This is a genomic window from Intrasporangium sp. Soil_C_50 (assembly GCF_057656595.1).
Genome location: NZ_JBDGKB010000005.1, coordinates 1 through 16,522 on the forward strand (window position 1 = coordinate 1; position 16,522 = coordinate 16,522).

19 protein-coding genes are annotated in these 16,522 nt (G+C 74.3%); 11 read left to right on the forward strand and 8 right to left on the reverse strand.

The window, feature by feature from the left end; genetic code table 11:
* Window positions 1-89 precede the first annotated feature (89 nt).
* Entirely contained in the window at window positions 90-1,295 is a 1,206-nt protein-coding gene (locus AC3A5R_RS13100; RefSeq protein ID WP_487621202.1) for a citrate/2-methylcitrate synthase, read from the reverse strand.
* 121 nt (window positions 1,296-1,416) lie between these two features.
* On the opposite strand from AC3A5R_RS13100, the gene AC3A5R_RS13105 reads away from it, so the two are divergent.
* A complete protein-coding gene (locus AC3A5R_RS13105) occupies window positions 1,417-2,643 on the forward strand; it encodes a citrate/2-methylcitrate synthase (protein ID WP_487621203.1) in 1,227 nt (408 codons plus the stop codon).
* Between the two features lie 4 nt (window positions 2,644-2,647).
* On the opposite strand, the gene AC3A5R_RS13110 is transcribed toward AC3A5R_RS13105, so the two are convergent.
* A complete protein-coding gene (locus tag AC3A5R_RS13110; protein WP_487621204.1) occupies window positions 2,648-3,304 on the reverse strand; it encodes a TrmH family RNA methyltransferase in 657 nt (218 codons plus the stop codon).
* A 109-nt stretch (window positions 3,305-3,413) separates the two neighbouring features.
* On the opposite strand from AC3A5R_RS13110, the gene AC3A5R_RS13115 reads away from it, so the two are divergent.
* Window positions 3,414-4,130 carry a DedA family protein gene (locus AC3A5R_RS13115; protein WP_487621205.1) on the forward strand — a complete coding sequence of 239 codons (717 nt, stop codon included), beginning with the start codon at window positions 3,414-3,416 and terminating at the stop codon, window positions 4,128-4,130.
* A 165-nt stretch (window positions 4,131-4,295) separates the two neighbouring features.
* The gene (locus tag AC3A5R_RS13120; protein ID WP_487621206.1) at window positions 4,296-5,294 is read left to right on the forward strand and encodes a TIGR03086 family metal-binding protein; all 999 of its coding nucleotides are present in this window, start codon (window positions 4,296-4,298) and stop codon (window positions 5,292-5,294) included.
* 19 nt (window positions 5,295-5,313) lie between these two features.
* Here AC3A5R_RS13120 and AC3A5R_RS13125 read toward each other — a convergent pair whose 3' ends face one another.
* Window positions 5,314-6,054, reverse strand: coding sequence for a LemA family protein (locus tag AC3A5R_RS13125; RefSeq protein ID WP_487621207.1), 741 nt, complete (start codon window positions 6,052-6,054; stop codon window positions 5,314-5,316).
* Window positions 6,055-6,263: 209 nt separating this feature from the next.
* On the opposite strand from AC3A5R_RS13125, the gene AC3A5R_RS13130 reads away from it, so the two are divergent.
* Entirely contained in the window at window positions 6,264-6,569 is a 306-nt protein-coding gene (locus AC3A5R_RS13130) for a DUF1905 domain-containing protein (protein WP_487621208.1), read from the forward strand.
* The gene (locus AC3A5R_RS13135) at window positions 6,566-7,258 is read left to right on the forward strand and encodes a hypothetical protein (RefSeq protein WP_487621209.1); all 693 of its coding nucleotides are present in this window, start codon (window positions 6,566-6,568) and stop codon (window positions 7,256-7,258) included. Before AC3A5R_RS13130 ends, AC3A5R_RS13135 begins: the two co-directional genes overlap by 4 nt.
* A gap of 30 nt (window positions 7,259-7,288) precedes the next feature.
* On the opposite strand, the gene pyrE is transcribed toward AC3A5R_RS13135, so the two are convergent.
* Both pyrE and AC3A5R_RS13145 read right to left on the reverse strand, forming a co-directional pair.
* Entirely contained in the window at window positions 7,289-7,855 is a 567-nt protein-coding gene (gene pyrE / locus AC3A5R_RS13140) for an orotate phosphoribosyltransferase (protein ID WP_487621210.1), read from the reverse strand.
* Window positions 7,856-7,923: 68 nt separating this feature from the next.
* Window positions 7,924-8,760: an SDR family NAD(P)-dependent oxidoreductase gene (locus AC3A5R_RS13145; RefSeq protein WP_487621211.1), complete on the reverse strand. Its 837-nt coding sequence runs from the start codon at window positions 8,758-8,760 to the stop codon at window positions 7,924-7,926.
* A 53-nt stretch (window positions 8,761-8,813) separates the two neighbouring features.
* Here AC3A5R_RS13145 and AC3A5R_RS13150 point away from each other — a divergent pair, with 53 nt between their 5' ends.
* The 5 genes from AC3A5R_RS13150 to AC3A5R_RS13170 all read left to right on the forward strand — a co-directional run bounded on the left by AC3A5R_RS13150 (window position 8,814) and on the right by AC3A5R_RS13170 (window position 11,798).
* A complete protein-coding gene (locus AC3A5R_RS13150; RefSeq protein ID WP_487621212.1) occupies window positions 8,814-9,614 on the forward strand; it encodes an exodeoxyribonuclease III in 801 nt (266 codons plus the stop codon).
* Window positions 9,611-10,501 (forward strand): alpha/beta fold hydrolase, encoded by an 891-nt coding sequence (locus tag AC3A5R_RS13155; RefSeq protein WP_487621213.1) that lies wholly within the window; start codon window positions 9,611-9,613, stop codon window positions 10,499-10,501. Before AC3A5R_RS13150 ends, AC3A5R_RS13155 begins: the two co-directional genes overlap by 4 nt.
* Window positions 10,502-10,549: 48 nt before the next feature.
* A complete protein-coding gene (locus tag AC3A5R_RS13160) occupies window positions 10,550-10,903 on the forward strand; it encodes a VOC family protein (RefSeq protein ID WP_487621214.1) in 354 nt (117 codons plus the stop codon).
* Between the two features lie 89 nt (window positions 10,904-10,992).
* Entirely contained in the window at window positions 10,993-11,310 is a 318-nt protein-coding gene (locus AC3A5R_RS13165; protein WP_323096337.1) for an ArsR/SmtB family transcription factor, read from the forward strand.
* On the forward strand, window positions 11,307-11,798 hold the full coding sequence (locus AC3A5R_RS13170; RefSeq protein ID WP_487621215.1) for an SRPBCC family protein: 492 nt from the start codon (window positions 11,307-11,309) through the stop codon (window positions 11,796-11,798). Before AC3A5R_RS13165 ends, AC3A5R_RS13170 begins: the two co-directional genes overlap by 4 nt.
* 189 nt (window positions 11,799-11,987) lie before the next feature.
* On the opposite strand, the gene AC3A5R_RS13175 is transcribed toward AC3A5R_RS13170, so the two are convergent.
* Genes AC3A5R_RS13175 through AC3A5R_RS13185 form a run of 3 tightly spaced genes read right to left on the reverse strand, consistent with a single transcriptional unit; the run spans window position 11,988 to window position 13,361 of the window.
* Window positions 11,988-12,359 carry a GNAT family N-acetyltransferase gene (locus AC3A5R_RS13175; protein ID WP_487621216.1) on the reverse strand — a complete coding sequence of 124 codons (372 nt, stop codon included), beginning with the start codon at window positions 12,357-12,359 and terminating at the stop codon, window positions 11,988-11,990.
* Window positions 12,274-12,672 carry a GNAT family N-acetyltransferase gene (locus AC3A5R_RS13180; protein WP_487621217.1) on the reverse strand — a complete coding sequence of 133 codons (399 nt, stop codon included), beginning with the start codon at window positions 12,670-12,672 and terminating at the stop codon, window positions 12,274-12,276. The genes AC3A5R_RS13175 and AC3A5R_RS13180 overlap by 86 nt, the downstream gene beginning before the upstream one ends.
* A 35-nt stretch (window positions 12,673-12,707) precedes the next feature.
* Window positions 12,708-13,361, reverse strand: coding sequence for a hypothetical protein (locus AC3A5R_RS13185; RefSeq protein WP_487621218.1), 654 nt, complete (start codon window positions 13,359-13,361; stop codon window positions 12,708-12,710).
* A 361-nt stretch (window positions 13,362-13,722) separates the two neighbouring features.
* Here AC3A5R_RS13185 and AC3A5R_RS13190 point away from each other — a divergent pair, with 361 nt between their 5' ends.
* Window positions 13,723-16,512 carry an AAA family ATPase gene (locus AC3A5R_RS13190; protein ID WP_487621219.1) on the forward strand — a complete coding sequence of 930 codons (2,790 nt, stop codon included), beginning with the start codon at window positions 13,723-13,725 and terminating at the stop codon, window positions 16,510-16,512.
* Window positions 16,513-16,522: the final 10 nt, after the last annotated feature.

The following is a 16,522-nucleotide window of genomic DNA, read 5'->3' on the forward strand; positions in this document are numbered from 1 at the left end:
ACTCCTCACCTCACCCGGAGGTTCTCCTCGTCGTCAACGCCGAGGTGTCACCAACCTGCTGGCCGAGTACACCTAGGGGGCGGCCCGGATCAGGCGGTGGCCGGAGTGCGGGTCGGCACGGGCTGCGGGGGCGGCGGGCCGACGTAGCGGGCCGCGGGCCGGATGATCTTCGGGTCGCGAGCCTGCTCGAGGACGTTCGCAGTCCAGCCCACGGCTCGGGCCACGCAGAAGGTCGGCGTGAACATGCTCGGCTCGAGGCCGGCCAGCCGCATGACGACCCCCGCGTAGTACTCGACGTTGGCGTAGAGCGGGCGGTTCGGCTTGAGCTCGGCCAGGACCCGCTCGATCGTCGCCTCGACACCGATCGCGAAGTCGACGAGCGGGTCGTCCCAGCGCCGCGCGACGGCCTTGAGCATCTCCGAGCGGGGGTCGTGCGTGCGGTAGACGGCGTGGCCGAAGCCCATGATCCGGGCGCCGCTCGCGACCTGCTCACGCACCCACGGCTCGGCGCGGTCGGGCGTGCCGATCTTCTCGAGGGCCTCGAGCGCGCGGCTCGGGGCGCCGCCGTGCCGGGGACCGGCGAACGAGCCGATGGCGCCGACGAGGCAGGCAGCGAGGTCGGACCCGGTGCTCGCGATGACCCGTGCGGTGAAGGTCGAGGCGTTGAAGCCGTGGTCCATCGTCGCGACGAGGTACTGCTCGACAGCGCGCGCGTCGCGATCGGTGGGCAGCGAGCCGGTGACCATGCGCAGGTAGTCGGTGGCGTGGTCGTGGTCGGGGTCGGCCGGCACCGGGTCGAGGCCACGCCGGATCCGGTGCGACGCGGCGAGGATCGTGGGCGTGACCGCGACGGCGGCCATGGCCGAGGCGAGCCGCTCGTCCTCGCCGGCGTCGTAGAGCAGGCGCTGGCCGGTGATGCCGCCCCAGGCCGACAACGCGGTGCGCAAGACCTGGAGGGAGTCGGTCGTCGTCGCGCAGATCGCGGGTAGCAGGTCGGCGAGCGCCGGCGGCAGGACGCGCAGGCGGCCGGCTTCGGCGCGAAAGGCGTCGAGCTCGGCGGCGGAGGGCAGGTGGCCGTGGAAGAGCAGGTGCCAGGCCTCCTCGAAGCCGACGGCCTCGGCCAGCTCGACGGCCGAGTACTGGCGGTAGTGGAAGAAGCCCTCGTCGCCGCGGACGTCGCCGATCTCGGTGTCGGTGACGACGACCTTGGACAGGCCGGGCGGCACGAGGACGAAACCGGCCGGCGTCGGCGCGGGCGATGCCGAGGGTTTCGAGGCTGGGGCGTGGGTGGACATGGCGTGCTCCTCTCGGGTTCACTCGTCACCCTCAGCCATGTTGATCAACATCGTCAATGTTGATCCGGTCAACGTTGATCGAGTCAACACCGACCGCGTCATCCGCACCCGAGGAGGACCAGTGACCGCATCGCGCAGCCCGTGGATCACGACGACCGAGGCCGCCCAGCGCCTCGGCGTCAAGCGCGCGACGCTCTACGCCTACGTCAGCCGCGGGCTCCTACGCAGCGAGCGGCGTCCGGGCCAGCAGGAGAGCCTCTTCGACCGGGCCCAGGTGGAGGCCATGGTCTCGGCCACGCGCGCCGTCGGCACGCCCCAGTCGGTGCTGCGGTTCCGCACCGTGGCCACCGGCGTCAGCAGCCAGGTGGAGGGCGAGCTGCGCTACCGGGGCGTGCCCCTCGACGACGCCGTCGATGCGGGATCGGTCGAGCGCGCCGCCGGCCTGGTCCTCGGTTCCGTTGCAGCGCAGCACTTCTCGGACGTCGACGTGCCACTGCCGCGGATGCCGCACCTCACCGAGGCGACGCGTCCGGCAGCCCGTGCACTCGTCCACCTCCCGCTCGAGCGTCGCCTGCCGGTCGCCGTGCAGCTGCTCGCGGCGTCCGACCCGTTCGCCGGCGACACCGACCCCGAACGGGTGCGCTCGGCCGCACCCGCCGTCGTAGCGGGCGCCGTCGCGCTCGCCGGCGGTGCGCGGACGCGGGCCGGGTCGGCGCTCGAGCCGCTCGCCGACCTGACGCTCACCGCGCTCGGCGGCGAGCCGGCGCCCCACGCGTCCGACGTCGTCGGTGTCCTGCTCGTCACGCTCCTCGACCACGGCCTCACCGCCTCGACCGTGGCGGCCCGGGTGGCCGCGTCGACCCGCGCCGGCCTGCACGACTGCCTCGTGGCCGCCTATGCCGCGATGGCCGGCCCTCTGCACGGGGCCGCTCCTGTCGCCGCGCACGCCCTCCTCGCCGACGCGTCCGGCACGTCCGTCGCGTCCGACGCGTCCGACGCAGTGGCGCGAGCGCTGCGCACGCACGGCGTCGTGCCCGGCTTCGGGCACTTCCTCTACCCCGACGGCGACCCGAGGGCGGAGGTCGTGCTCGACCGGGTGCGCCGGCTGCCGGGCGCCGAGCCCGTCGTCGAGCGCGTCGAGGCGCTGGCGGCAGTCGTCGCCGAGCGCACCGGCGCGCTGCCGAATATCGACCTCGCGAGCGCCGCCGCGCTGCACGCCCTCGGGCTGCCGGCGGCCGCGGGCGAGGTGCTCTTCCAGGTGGCCCGCTCGTTCGGCGTCGCGGCGCACGTCGTCGAGGAGTACGCCGAGGAGCCCCTGCGCTGGCGCGGCCGCGACCCCTCCGCCTGAAGGCTCAGGGGCGCTGGTCGAAGACGTGGCGGCGGACCCAGGCGTGCATCGCCACTGCCGCGGCGGCGCCGGCGTTGATCGAACGGGTCGAGCCGAACTGCTCGATGTGCAGCACCACCTCGCACGCCGCCCGCATGGGCTCGCTGAGACCCGGGCCCTCCTGGCCGAAGACGAGCACGCAACCGCGCGGCAGGTCGTAGGTCTCGAGGGGCAGCGAGCCGGGCAGGTTGTCGATCCCGACGAGCGCGAGCCCGGCCTCGCGCGCCCAGGAGACGAGGGCGTCGGGGTCGGGGTGGTGGTGCTCGTGCTGGTAGCGGTCGGTGACCATGGCGCCACGCCGGTTCCAGCGCCGGCGGCCGACGATGTGGAACGCCCGCGCGCCCATGGCGTTGGCGGTGCGGATGACCGAGCCGATGTTGAAGTCGTGGCCCCAGTTCTCGACGGCCACGTGGAAGTCGTGCCGGCGGGTGTCGAGGTCGGCGACGATCGCGTCGTGGCGCCAGTACCGGTAGGCGTCGACGACGTTGCGGCGGTCGCCGTGGGCGAGCAGCTCGGGGTCCCAGTGCGCGCCCTTCGGCCACGTCCCCGGCCAGGGACCGACACCAACCTCGGCAGCTACTCCGGCAGCAGGCACCGTGGGGTCGCGGGGCTCGTGGGGCACCGACCGAGTCTACGAGCGGTGGGTCGCAGCGCCGACGGGCGTGTGCGCGCACAGGAGGGGCACAGCGCGGATTGAGGAGATCCGGATCGCACCGCCTACCCTTGGGCGCATGCACGCACTCGCCGCCGCCTCCGCCCTCGGCCCGAAGTGGATGGACCCGACGTACCTGCTCCAGCAGTACGGAACCGCGTTCTTCGCGATCGCGCTCATCATCGTCTTCGTCGAGTGCGGGCTGCTCTTCCCGATCCTCCCCGGCGACTCGCTGCTCTTCGCGGTCGGTCTCTTCATCGCCACCGGGCAGGTGCACATCAACCTCTTCGTCGCGATGGCGGCCCTGTCCGCGGCGGCCTTCCTCGGCAACGTCGTCGGCTACGAGATCGGGCGCGGGGTCGGCCGGCCGCTCTACAAACGCCAGGGCCGCTTCATCAACACCGCGAACTTCGACAAGACGAACGTGTTCTTCGACAAGTACGGCAACCGCGCCCTCGTCCTGGGCCGCTTCGTGCCGATCGTGCGCACCTTCATCACCGTCGTCGCGGGCATCGGGCGGATGCACCGCCGGCGGTTCTTCGGCTGGAGCGCCGTCGGCGCCGTCGCGTGGGTCGTCAGCCTCACCCTGCTCGGCTACTTCCTCGGCCAGGTCTTCCCGGGCCTGACGAAGAACATCGAGTACGCGGTCCTGCTCATCGTGCTGGTGTCGGTCATCCCGATGGCCATCGAGATCGTCAAGCACCGGCGCGAGGCTCGCGAGGTCGCGGCCGAGATCGGCGAGGCCGCGAGCGAGTCGAGCGACGCCCCCAGCGGGTCCCAGGACCGCCTTCGCTGACCCGTCCGGTGTCCGGACCGCGACGCCACTGAGCCGCCACTGAGCGGCCGCTGAGCCGCCGCGGAGCCGTCGAGCTCGCGGCCCGGGCCGCGGTTGCGTCGAACCCGGCACGCCGCCGTGCCGGCCGGAGCAGACTGGTCGGTGCAGGGGTGGACGGAGGCCGACATGGACACCAACGACGCCGGAGCGACGCGCGGGGCCGCGCCCACGGGGGGCGGTGAAGACGCGCTCGGCGGGACCGGCCAGACCGACCTGTCGAGCCTCTACCGGGCCAGCGTCCGCGGCTGGGCCGACCGGGTCGCCGCGCTGGGCCCCGATGACTGGGACCGCCCGACGCCGTGCTCGGCCTGGACGGTCCGGGACCTCGTCAACCACGTGACCGGCGAGGACCTCTGGACCGTCCCGCTCATGGAGGGCGCGACGATCGAGGAGGTCGGCAGCCGCTACGACGGCGACGTCCTCGGCGCCGACCCGGTCGCGGCCGCCACCCACGCCGCCTCGGAGGCCCAGGACGTCGTCGCCGCGACCCTGCCGAGCGCCGGGACGGTGAACCTGTCCTACGGCACCGAGTCGATGGACGAGTACGTGCGCCAGCTGCTTGCCGACCACGTCGTGCACGGCTGGGACCTCGCCGCGGCGACGGGCGGCGACACCACCCTCGACGTGTGGCTCGTGACCGCGGTCTCGACGTGGTTCGACGAGCGGGAGGAGCTCTACCGGTCGGTCGGCGCGGTGGGCGCGCGCCGGACGATGACCGGCGTCCCGGGTGCCGACCTGCTCGCGCGCTTCGGGCGCGACGCCGCGTGGGGGCCGGTGCACGCCGCCTTCGCGGCGTTCGTCGCGGCGTTCGGGCGCGGCGACGTCGACGCGATCATGGAACTCATGACGCCGGACTGCGTCTTCGAGGCCACCGGCCCGGCCCCCGACGGGATGCGTCACGAGGGTGCCGACGCCGTGCGGGCCGTGTGGAAGGACCTGTTCGGTGGTACGCGCGACCCGCGTTTCACCGAGGAGGAGTCCTTCGTCGCCGGGGACCGCGGGGTGCTGCGCTGGCGGTTCGACTGGGTCGAGGAGGACGGCTCCCCCGGGCACGTGCGAGGGGTGGACGTCGTGCGGCTGCGCGACGGGAGGGTCAGCGAGAAGCTGTCCTACGTCAAGGGCTGACGCGCCTGGCCAGTGAGGTTCAGGCGTCGGGTCGCGTGCGGTCGACGGTCGGGTCGGGCGCCGTGACGTCGGCGGGGGCGTCGGCCTGCGGGAGGCCGCCGGGCTGGGTCGAGGGGCCGGCGACCGCGCCGGGCTGCGTGGACCCGCCGACGGCGGGCGCGCCCGGGCCACCGGGGGCCGAGCCGAACGTGCCGGGAGCCTGGTCGCCGAAGGAGACGTTCGGCACCGCGGCCTCGGCGGCGGGGGTCTCGAAGTACTCGGCGCGCTTGATGCCGGCGATGTTCGCGACGACGTTCGAGGGCACCGACTCGACCTTGGTGTTGAGGTCGCGCACGAGCGCGTTGTAGTAGCGGCGCGACGAGGCGATGCGGTCCTCGGTGCTCGACAGCTCCTGCTGGAGCGAGAGGAAGTTCTGGTTTGCCTTGAGGTCGGGGTAGGCCTCGGCGACGGCGATGAGGCGCCCGAGCGCCTGGCTCAGCGCGCCCTCGGCCTGCGCGGCCTCGGCCGGCGAGGGCGAGCCGGACATCGCGGCCGACCGGGCCCGCATGACCTCCTCGAGGGTGCCGCGCTCGTGGGCGGCGTAGCCCTTGACCGTCTCGACGAGGTTGGGGATGAGGTCGTGACGACGCTTGAGCTCGACGTCGATCTGGCGCCAGCCCTCCTCGACGCGGTTGCGCAGGCGGATCAGGCCGTTGTAGCTGACGACGCCCCAGATGCCGAGGAGCACGACGAGCGCGAGCAGGATCCAGACGATGATCATGAGGTTCTCCACTGAGCGTGAGGCGTGAGGGCGTCAGGGCGTGACGGTCCGTGGCACCGATCCTAGACCGGTGGGTCCCGCCGGTCCGGCCGCCTCCGACGAGGTACGGCCGGTCGGCACCGGTGCTGCGACGCGGCGCGCGCCGGCCGCGTTCCACCGGCCCGACGCGTCCCACGAGCCGTGTCGGCGGGCGTCCGTACGCTGCCGTCATGGACGACGCTCCCCTCGCCCTCGACTTCACCGCCGAGCTGTGGCGGTGGGAGGCGCAGACGGGCTGGTTCTTCGTCACGGTGCCGCCCGAGGCCTCCGAGCGGGTCCGCGAGCGGCCGCGGCCGCCCCGTGGGTTCGGGTCGGTGCGGGTGCGCGTCACCGTCGGCGGGTCGAGCTGGTCGACGTCGATCTTCCCCGACGCGTCCCGTGGCGCCTACGTGCTGCCGATGAAGCAGGCGGTGCGCCGGACCGAGGGCCTCGGTGAGGGCGACCCGGCCGACGTGCACCTCGAGGTGCTCGAGTGAGGCCGGACGCCGGTCGCGTCGGCGCCGCCGCCGGGCAGACTCAGGCGCCCGCGGCCAACCGGGTGACGCCGCTCGGCGAGGTCGTCGCGGCGCCCGGGCGCGGGTCGTGGACGGGCAACCGGGGCCGGCTGCACGACGGCGCCGGCACTCGTCAGGTGCGCCGCCACCACGTCGGCCGCGCGTGGATCACGTGCGTCCTCGAGTTCCGCGACCGTCGCGTCGACCAGTGGCACCCCGGCCACTACACGCCGCTCTTCTTCCTCGACGAGGCCGTGGCGCTCGCCGCCGGGCACCGGCCGTGCGCCGAGTGCCGACGGGCCGACTACGTGCGGTTCCGCGACCTCGTCGCGGCCGGGCTCGGGGCCGAGCGTCTCGCGGCGCCCGAGCTCGACCGGCTCCTGCACGAGGAGCGCTGGGACTCCCGGCACCGCACCCGGCGGCTGCACGCCGCCCCGTGGGCCGACCTGCCCGACGGTGCGTTCGTCCTGCTCGACGCCGGCCCGGCCCGCGTCGCCGGTGACGCCCTCGTGCCGTGGCGCGCCGACAACTCCTACGCGTCGGCCGAGGGGTTCGTGACGCGCCCGGGGCGCGGCACGGCCACCGTCATCACCCCACCATCGAGCCTCGACGCGTTGCGGCGCGGGTACCCCGTCCAGGTCGGCAGTCCCTTGGCAGGCCGCAGCGCCTGACGGTGTGAGGCCGACGAAACCGACTCCGGTTCAGGCGAGCCCGAGGTCCTCGAGGGTGTAGACGAAGCGGTACTCGACGCCGGCCTCGTCGGTGATGCGCTCGCCGGCGCCGGTGGCGCGGTCGGCGATGGTCGCGACGGCCACGGGGTTGCCGCCGTCCTCGCGGACCGCCTTGACGGCCTCGAGCGGCGACGCGCCGGTGGTCGTCGTGTCCTCGACGACGAGCACGTCGCGGCCCGTGACCGAGGGGCCCTCGATGCGCTGCTGCAGGCCGTGGGCCTTGCCCGCCTTGCGCACGACGAACGCGTCGAGCCGCTCGCCCGCGGCGGACGCGGCGTGCAGCATCGAGGTGGCGACCGGGTCGGCGCCGAGCGTCAGGCCACCGACCGCGTCGAAGGAGAGGTCCTTGACGAGGTCGCGCATGACGACGCCGACGAGCGGGGCGGCCTCGCCGTCGAGGGAGATGCGGCGCAGGTCGACGTAGTAGTCGGCCTCCTTGCCCGAGGACAGCGTGACGCGTCCGTGGACGATGGCCTTGTCCTTGATGATCTCGAGGAGGCGGGCGCGGGCGGTGGCGATGTCGGGCGTCTCGGTCACGCCCTCGATGGTAGGGCCCGCCGGCGGAGGCCGACGCCGGGGTCACGGCACGGGTCGACCGCCCGGCCTCAGTCGCCGCGGCGGCTCGGCAGCTTCGTGCTGCGCAGCTGGGCGCGCACGAGCGGACGCGGCAGCACGCGCAGCAGGGTCGACACGGCCTTGTACTGCAGGCCGGGCACCGACACGACGCGGCCTCGGGCGACGTCGTCGAGGCAGTCGGCGACGAGCCGGTGCGCGTCGAGCCACATGAACTTCGGCCCGGGGCTGGAGATGCCGGCGCGCTGCTGGAACTCGGTCGAGGTGAAGCCCGGGCACAGAGCCGTGGCCGTCACGCCGGTGCCGGCGAGGTCGCCCGCGAGCCCCTCGGTGAAGACGGTGACCCACGACTTGGCCGCCGAGTACGTGCCCGAGGCGAGCCAGCCGGCCACCGACGACACGTTGACGACGGCGCCGTGGCCGCGCTCGACCATGGCCCGTGCGCCGGCGTGGGACAGCACGAGGACTGCCCGCGTCAGCACGTCGAACATCCGCTCCTCGTCGGCGAGGTCGTTGCGCAGGAACCGGCCGCGCAGAACGTAGCCGGCGTTGTTGACGAGCAGGTCGACCGGCCGGTCCGGGTCGGACAGGCGGTCGGCGACGCGCCGGAGGGCCTCGCGGTCGGACAGGTCGGCGGTGAGCACCTCGACGCCCGCTCCCCCGCGCCGCAGCACACCGGCGAGCTCCTCGAGCCGGGCCGTGTCCCGGGCCACGAGGACGAGGTCGTGGCCCCGTCCGGCGAGCTGGACCGCGAACTCGCGCCCGATGCCGGCACTCGCACCCGTGACGAGGGCGGTGGGACGCGTCGGAGGCGTCGAAGGCGTCGAGGGCGTCGGGCTGGACGCGTCGGCGGCTGTGGGCTCGGTCATGCGGCACACCCTAGGCACCACGCGGCTGCCTTGTCCCTCTAGGGTGTCCGACCATGCGAGTCGCCACGTGGAACGTCAACTCCATCCGCTCCCGCATCGACCGGGTGGAGGCGTGGCTGGAGCGCACCGGAGTCGACGTGCTCGCGATCCAGGAGACGAAGGCCCGCGAGGACCAGTTCCCGTTCGAACGGTTCGCGGCCCTCGGGTATGAGGTGGCCCACCACGGCCTGAACCAGTGGAACGGCGTCGCCATCGTCTCCCGCGTCGGCCTCGAGGACGTCACCGTCGGCTTCGAGGGCATGCCCGGCTGGGGCGACCCGGTGGCCCCGGAGGCCCGCGCCATCGGCGCCACGTGCGGCGGCGTGCGCATCTGGTCGCTCTACATCCCCAACGGCCGCTCGCTCGACGACCCGCACCTCACGTACAAGCTCGACTGGCTCGGTGCGCTCGCGCAGGCCGGACGCGGGTGGCTCGCGACCGACCCCGACGCGCAGATCGCCCTGCTCGGCGACTGGAACATCGCCCCGACCGACGCCGACGTGTGGAGCGTCGAGTACTACGCCGACAAGACCCACACCTCCCCCGGCGAGCGTGCCGCCTTCCAGGGTGTCGTCGACGCCGGGTTCGCCGACGTCGTGCGGCCGCACACGTCCGAGCCGGGGACCTTCACGTACTGGGACTACACGCAGCTGCCCTTCCCCAAGCGCCAGGGCATGCGCATCGACTTCGCGCTGTGCTCGCCGGCCCTGGCCCGACGCGTCGTCGGCGCCGCCATCGACCGCGAGGAGCGCAAGGGCAAGGGGGCCTCCGACCACGCCCCGGTCGTCTTCGAGGTCGAGGGGGTGGACGCGTGAGGCGCCACGACCGTCGCGGCATCGTCACGCCCGACGGCGCCGTGCTGTCGGTGCACACCCACGCCCACCCGGACCTCGCCCCCGACGCCCCGACGCTCGTGCTCGCCCACGGCTGGGCCGTCAACCACGAGAGCTGGCTGCCGGTCGTCGAGGAGCTCGCCGACGAACCCGTGCGCATCGTGCTGTGGGACCAGCGCGGGCACGGCCGCTCGACGATCGGGCTGCGGCGCGCCGAGATGGGCTCGCTGTCGGTCGAGCACACCGGCCGCGACCTCGACACCGTGCTGCGGACCGTCGTGCCGGCGGCCTCACCCGTCGTGCTGGCCGGGCACTCGATGGGCGGCATGACCGTCATGGCCCTGGCCGAGCAGCGCCCGGACCTCTTCGGCACCCGGGTTCGGGCGGCCCTGCTCGTGGCGACGGCGTCCTCCGGGGTCGCGCTCGGCGAGCGGACCGGCGAGGCGGCCGTCATGCGGATGGCCGCGCGGGGGCTTCCCCTCCCGCCCGGCGGCAACGGACGCATCCGCGCGCTCGTCGGTGGCCTCTTCGGCGAGAACCCCGACCCCGCTGCGGTCGAGACCGCCCGCGCCCAGGTCGCCGCGACGAAGCTCGCGACGTTCGGCGCCTTCTACGGCGCGCTGCTCACCGCCGACCAGCGCGCCGGCTTCCTCGGGCTCGAGCGCGTCCGCGTCGGCATCGTCGCCGGCCGACTCGACCCACTCATGCCCGTGGCGCGGGCGCACGCCCTGCGCGTCGCGCTCCCGCACGCGACCTTCACCGAGCTGCCGCACGCCGGCCACATGCTGCCCTGGGAGGCGACCGACGTCGTCGCCGACGAGGTCCGCGACCTGCTCGCCGAGATGCGCGCCCGTCCCGCCTCCGCCTGACGCGTCGAGCCGCTCCGCGGGTCGGGCCGGCGTGGGAGGCTGTCGGCCATGGAACGCGTCTCCGGCATCGGCGGGATCTTCCTGAGAGCGACCGACTCGGAGGCCCTGGCCGCCTGGTACCGCGACGGCCTCGGGCTGGAGCTCGATGAGCACGGCGTCTGGATGCCGCAGCCCGGCCCCACGGTCTTCGCGACGTTCGAGCGCGACAGCGACTACCTCGGCTCCTCGCAGCAACGGATCATGCTCAACTTCCGGGTGGCCGATCTCGACGCGATGCTCGCCCAGCTGCGCTCGCGAGGAGCCGACGTCGCCGAGGAGACCGAGGAGATGGACGGCATCGGCCGGTTCGGGTGGGTGACCGACCCCGAGGGCAACCGCATCGAGCTCTGGCAGCCCTCCTGACCCTGTGTCCGCACCGCTCACGACCGCCCGCGCGACCCGGCGCTCTGCATGGCCTTGTGGTTATTTAACTGACTGGCTAAATTGCTGGCATGGATGCGGTGCTGCACGCGCTGGCCGACGGTAACCGGCGCACGGTCCTCGGGATCCTGCGCGACCACCCGGCCACGGCGGGCGAGCTGGCCCAGGCCCTGCCCATCAGCCAACCGGGCGTCTCGCGGCACCTGCGCGTGCTGCGCGAGGCGGGCCTCGTCGACGTCCGCCAGGACGCCCAGCGTCGGATCTACAGCCTCCGACCGCAGGCGCTCGTCGAGGTCGACGAGTGGCTCGAGGGCTATCGGGCGCTGTGGCAGAACCGCATCGACGCACTGCACACGGAGATCGCCAGGGGAAAGAGGGCACGACGATGAGGATCATCGGGACGCTGCAGCGGACCGGGGCCGACCAGGGCTCGGTGCGGGTGGAGGACGTCTTCGACACCCGGATCGAGGACCTGTGGGAGGCCTGCACCGACCCCGAACGGCTCGCTCGGTGGATCGCGGACGTGTCGGGCGACCTCCGCGTCGGCGGCGCGTTCCGCGCGCGGTTCACGAGCGGATGGGAGGGCGCCGGACGCGTCGAGGTGTGCGAGCCGCCGCGGCGCCTCGTCGTCCGGACGACGGAGGACGGGGAGTCGCACGAGCACGCCATCGAGGCGACCCTGACGCCCGCCGGCGACCGCACGGTGCTCGTCATCGAGGAGCGCGGCCTGCCCGCCGGCGAGCTCGCCGCGTACGGGGCCGGCTGGCAGGTGCATCTCGAGGACCTCGCCGCTTCCCTCGCCGGGGGCGACCGCTGCGACATGAGCGCACGCTGGCGCGAGCTCTTCCCGACCTACGAGGAGCTGGCGGTCGGCTGACGCCCGACGTCGCCCGTCTGACCTGCCACACCCCAGCATCCTCCCGCGACCCAGGGGCTTCGCCGTCTGCTCTGCGTTGCTCCACCACACGCGCCAGTCAGTCGGGCGCGGTCGTACCGGGCCCGTCACGCGTCCGGATGGCCCGTGACACGGAGCAATGCAGAGCGGATGGACAGCGGATGGACGGGGTCAGACCTCCTCGACCCGCCGCTTCTGCAGGAGCACCTCCGACTCGACCGGGACGAAGCCGAGCGCGCGGTTGACGGCGTGCATCCAGACGTTCTGGTTGTCGCTGCTCGTGCGCACGCGCAGCCCGGCCCGACGGGCTCGAGCGGCGCGCAACGAGGCAACCTTGACGGCCCGGCCGAGACCGCGACCCCGGTGCGGGCCGAGCACGAGCGTGCCCTCGACCTGCGCGGCGCGGGGCGAGTCGGCCGCCGGCAGCAGCAGGCAGGTCCAGGCCGCCACGGCGCCGTCACCGTCGAGGGCCACCGACTCGACGGCGGTGCGGCCCTGCACCGTCCAGAGCGCGATCTCCTCCGCGTACTCCTGCTCCGACACCGGTGTCGGTGCCCAGGCGAGGTCGCCGTTCGGGGCCTCGGCGCTGGTGGACCGGGTGGACGTACACGTCGACCCACATCGTGTCGGGGGTGTCGTCGGCCGTTGCGGCGCTGGCGAAGCCGAGCAGCGAGTCACCGTCGAAGGCGCCGACGAGGGACGTGCGCCAGCCGCCGGGCGTCTGCCATGCCGCGATGCGCGCCTGCGTGCCCAGCGGCACCCATCCCCGGCGAACGGCCTGCAGCGCCGCGCACTCGACGTCGTAGGCCTGCGTCAGCGCGGCGTCGTCGGTCACGTCCAGGGGTCGAAGGTCCACCCGGCGAACCTAGCCGAGTCGCCCCCTCGGGTCCGTCAGGCCGGTCGGCAGTGCGGGAGCTGGAGGCCGCGAGCCTGTCGGTCGAGCTCGGTGACCGAGCGACCCAGCTGGTCGAGCTGCCGAGCGAAGCTCGCCATGGCGCCGACGTTCAGCTGCGCGTCGGCGTCGGTGAGGATGCGATCCGTCCGGCGGACCGCCGTGACCAGCCGGTGGTGCCGGTTCAGGAGGCGCGGCGGGGGTTCGACGCCGTCGAGCACGTCGGCCAGGTCCTCGAACGAGGCGGCGCTGGCGCGAAGTGCCGCGTGGATGCTCGTCCGGGACGCGTCCGCGGGCGTCATCAGGACCACGCCGACCCCGGCGCAGTACGCGTCGACCAGCCGCCGGTACGCCCCGGCGGGAGAGGTGTCGAACGGCGTCGGGATCGGCGTGGGCTGCCGCCCACGCGAGTGGGCGGGCGCCGGGGCGGACCGCACGGCCACCGGTTCGGTGTCGGGAGCGACGACGACACCGACGCCGAGGACGAGGAGGGCCACGCCGGCGACGGCAAGCACCCCGTGCAGGGCACCGGGACGGGGGCTCGCCCCGGGGACCGGCGCCGGGGTCCGTCGGGCGGACACGGCACGGGCCGCGGCGACCACGACGCCGGCGGCGCCGAGCAGGATCGCGAGGACGGCGAGGACCTCTCTCATCGCCGTGCCTCCCCACATGAGACACGGACTCCCACAGGCTCTGCCACAGGACCACCCCCTGGCCGGCGACCCATCGCGGATCGTGTCGGCGCCCGGCGCCCGGTCCCTCAGGCCGGCCCCCTCCCGCCACCGGCGTGACGCACCGGGCGCAACGGGCACTCTTCGACGGTAGGGGGATTCGCGCAGCACGACATCCGTGGAACCACGGGGTTGCGCGGGCTCGGGCGCGTCACTCGACCAGCTCGTGGCCGGCCGGTCGCCGCCGAAACGTCCGGGAGAGGCCGGGTTTGGACCGTCCACCTCGTCGCCGAGTTGCGCAACTCCGGGCACGCGCGAACGCCGCGAGTGCCATGATCCGAGCGTGGAAGTAGGCCGAGACTTCCAAGGTCGGACCGAGCAGCTGGCGGCTCTCGACCACGCCCTCCGGTCGGCCGATCAGGGTCGCTCGCAGGTCGTGCTCGTCACCGGCGAAGCGGGCGTCGGCAAGTCGCGGCTCGTCGAGCACTGGCTCGGCCGGGCCCGCCCGCGGTCGCTGCTCCGGGTCAGGATCGACCCGGACGACCGGCATGTCGACCTCGCCACCGTCGACCAGCTGCTCGACGGCTCCACGGCCAGGCCCTCGCCCGGCTCCGCGAGCTCCTCGACCCGCTCCTCACCCGTTTCCTCGAGCGGGGACGGCGGGCCGCGGGGGCTGTTCGACGTCGGTCTCGCCCTGCTCGCGGCCTTCGAGAACACGCAGGGCGTGAGCCGAGCAGGCGTCGTCTTCCTCGACGACCTGCACTGGGCCGACGCGGCCTCGCTCACCGCCATCGGCTTCGCCGCTCGCCGTCTCCGGCACGACCGGGTCCTCGTCCTGTGCACGGCGCGCGACCACGAGCTCCCGGCGTCGGCGGCCGGCGTGACCCGGCTGGCGACCGACCCGACCGGCGCCCACCTCGAGGTGGACGGGCTGACGGTCGAGCAGACCGGTGACCTCGCGCTGGCGGTCACGGGCCGCCGGCTGGACCCCGTGAGCCTCCGTGCCCTGCACGACGCGACCCGGGGCAACCCGCTGTGGATCCGGTCGGTGGCCGGACAGGTGTCGGCGCACGGCATCTCGCCCGGTACCGGCCTGCCGACCTCACCGACGCTCGCCGCAGCTCTCGACGAGCAGGTGCAACGGTGCGCGCCCCACGCACGCAGACTCCTCGAGGGCCTCGCCGTGCTCGCCACCGAGCAGCCGGTCGCCCGGGTCGCCGCGCTCGCCGGCGTCGGGGACGTGTGGGACGCGCTCGACGGTGCGTTGTCATCGGGGCTCGTCGAGTGCACCGGGGCGCCGCCGCTCGTGACGATGGCCTACACCCACCCGGTCATGGCGCCGGCCATCGAGGAGTCCCTGCCCTTCGGACGCCGGTACGAGCTGCACCGCGCGGCGGCAGCCACCGCGCCCTCGCCCGGCGAGGAGCTGCGCCACCTCGTCGCCTGCGCGGCCGGGCCCGACCCCGACCTGGCCGCGCGCGTCCTCGACCACGGCCGCACGCTCGCCGCCGGCGGTGCCCTGCTCGAGGCGTCGGGCTGGATCCACCACGCCGCCGCCCTGACGCCGACGCCGTCGGACCGCGACGCTCTGCTGCTCGAGGCGTCCCACACCGCGCTGGCCGGTGGCTTCCAGGGAGTCGCGCTCGCTCTGCTCGAGGAGGGGGCGCGCCCGCCGAGCGGCTACCGCGCCCTCCTGACGGCCTCGCTCGCCTGGCTGCGCGGCGACCTCGAGCAGGCCCGGGAGGGGGCCCGTCTCGCCGTCGAGAGCGAGGACGCGCGGGCCCGGGCCGGGGCCGCCCTGCTCATGGCGCAGCTCGAGCTCGTCGGCGAGAACGCCGTCGAGGCCGCGCGATGGGCGGCGCTCGCCACCCGACGCGGCGGGCTCCTCGATCGGGAGGCGGCCCGGGCCGCGTGGGGCGCGGGCCTGTTGCTGCAGGGTGACCCGGAGGCCACGCTCCGGCTGTTCGGCCCCCCGACCGGCCCACCCGAGCCGCACCGGATCACCCAGGAGGCGATCCGCGGCCTCGCCCTGACCCACCTCGACCGCCCTGCCGAGGCGCGCACCGCCCTGGCGGGAGCCGCCGCAGCGGCCCGCCGGCACAACCTCTACTACCTCTCATCCGTCACCCTGGCCAACTTCGGCATGCTCGAGAACCGCTGCGGCAACTGGGCCGACGCGACGCTGTACCTGGACCGGGCCCTCGCCAACGCCGAGATGCTCGAGGAGAACTGGGCCCTGGCGGTGATCCACGCGTTGGCCTCGTTCGCGCCTGCACTGCGGGGAGAGATCGACGCGGCCCGGGACCGGCTGGAACGCGCCGTGGCGGCGGGGCCCCACGGCGGGAGGTCGGGAGAGGTCTACGCGCAGGTCGCCGCGGTCCAGGTCCACCACGCCGCCGGTGACGACGCGTCGGTCCTCGACGCGGGCGCCTGGCTCGCGCGACGACCGCCGACGTCCGGGGCCTGGTTGGCCGGGGCGTTCCAGTGGGTCGCCCGCTACGTCGAGGCCTTGACGCGAACCGGCGACCTCAGGCGCGCCGGTGACCTGTGCGACACGCTGGAGGCGATCGCGATGCGGACGGGCCGCCGCTCGAGCCTGGCGGAGGCACGGCACGCCCGCGGGGTCCTCGCGGCGTCCCACGGACGCGCCGAGGAGGCCGAGGTGGACCTCGCCCTCGCGGCACAGGTCTACGCCGAGTGCGGGATGCCGCTCGACGCCGCGCTCGCGTCGCTCCGGGCGGGCACCCAGCACCGGGCGCGGGGTGACGCCGCAGGCGCGGTCCCGAGGCTGTCGCGGGCGGTGGCCGCCCTCGAGCAGCTCGGAGCGGACGCCTACCTGCCCGAGGCGAGGGCTCAGCTCGCCGCGTGCACGCCGGCCCATGTCGACCACCGGGCTCGTCCCGGCGCGGGTGCCGACCGGCCCCACGGACCCCGCGAGTCCCTGACGTCCCAGGAATCGGTCGTCGCACGACTCGTGGCGGGCGGGCTGAGCAACCGAGAGGTTGCCGCCGAGATGCTCCTGTCCGTGCGCACCGTCGAGTTCCACCTCGCGAGCATCTACCGCAAGCTCGGGATCCGCTCCCGCACCCAGCTCGTCGCCCAACAGCTGCGCGCGACACAGCCCGAGCCCTGAGACCCGGAGC

Bases quoted from the DNA above. Each gene is read 5' to 3' on its own strand.
- AC3A5R_RS13100 (WP_487621202.1), bottom strand. From the start codon at position 1,295: ATGTCCACCCACGCCCCAGCCTCGAAACCCTCGGCATCGCCCGCGCCG.
- AC3A5R_RS13115 (WP_487621205.1), top strand. From the start codon at position 3,414: ATGCACGCACTCGCCGCCGCCTCCGCCCTCGGCCCGAAGTGGATGGAC.
- AC3A5R_RS13120 (WP_487621206.1), top strand. From the start codon at position 4,296: ATGGACACCAACGACGCCGGAGCGACGCGCGGGGCCGCGCCCACGGGG.
- AC3A5R_RS13125 (WP_487621207.1), bottom strand. From the start codon at position 6,054: ATGATCATCGTCTGGATCCTGCTCGCGCTCGTCGTGCTCCTCGGCATC.
- AC3A5R_RS13130 (WP_487621208.1), top strand. From the start codon at position 6,264: ATGGACGACGCTCCCCTCGCCCTCGACTTCACCGCCGAGCTGTGGCGG.
- AC3A5R_RS13145 (WP_487621211.1), bottom strand. From the start codon at position 8,760: ATGACCGAGCCCACAGCCGCCGACGCGTCCAGCCCGACGCCCTCGACG.
- AC3A5R_RS13150 (WP_487621212.1), top strand. From the start codon at position 8,814: ATGCGAGTCGCCACGTGGAACGTCAACTCCATCCGCTCCCGCATCGAC.
- AC3A5R_RS13160 (WP_487621214.1), top strand. From the start codon at position 10,550: ATGGAACGCGTCTCCGGCATCGGCGGGATCTTCCTGAGAGCGACCGAC.
- AC3A5R_RS13165 (WP_323096337.1), top strand. From the start codon at position 10,993: ATGGATGCGGTGCTGCACGCGCTGGCCGACGGTAACCGGCGCACGGTC.
- AC3A5R_RS13170 (WP_487621215.1), top strand. From the start codon at position 11,307: ATGAGGATCATCGGGACGCTGCAGCGGACCGGGGCCGACCAGGGCTCG.
- AC3A5R_RS13185 (WP_487621218.1), bottom strand. From the start codon at position 13,361: ATGAGAGAGGTCCTCGCCGTCCTCGCGATCCTGCTCGGCGCCGCCGGC.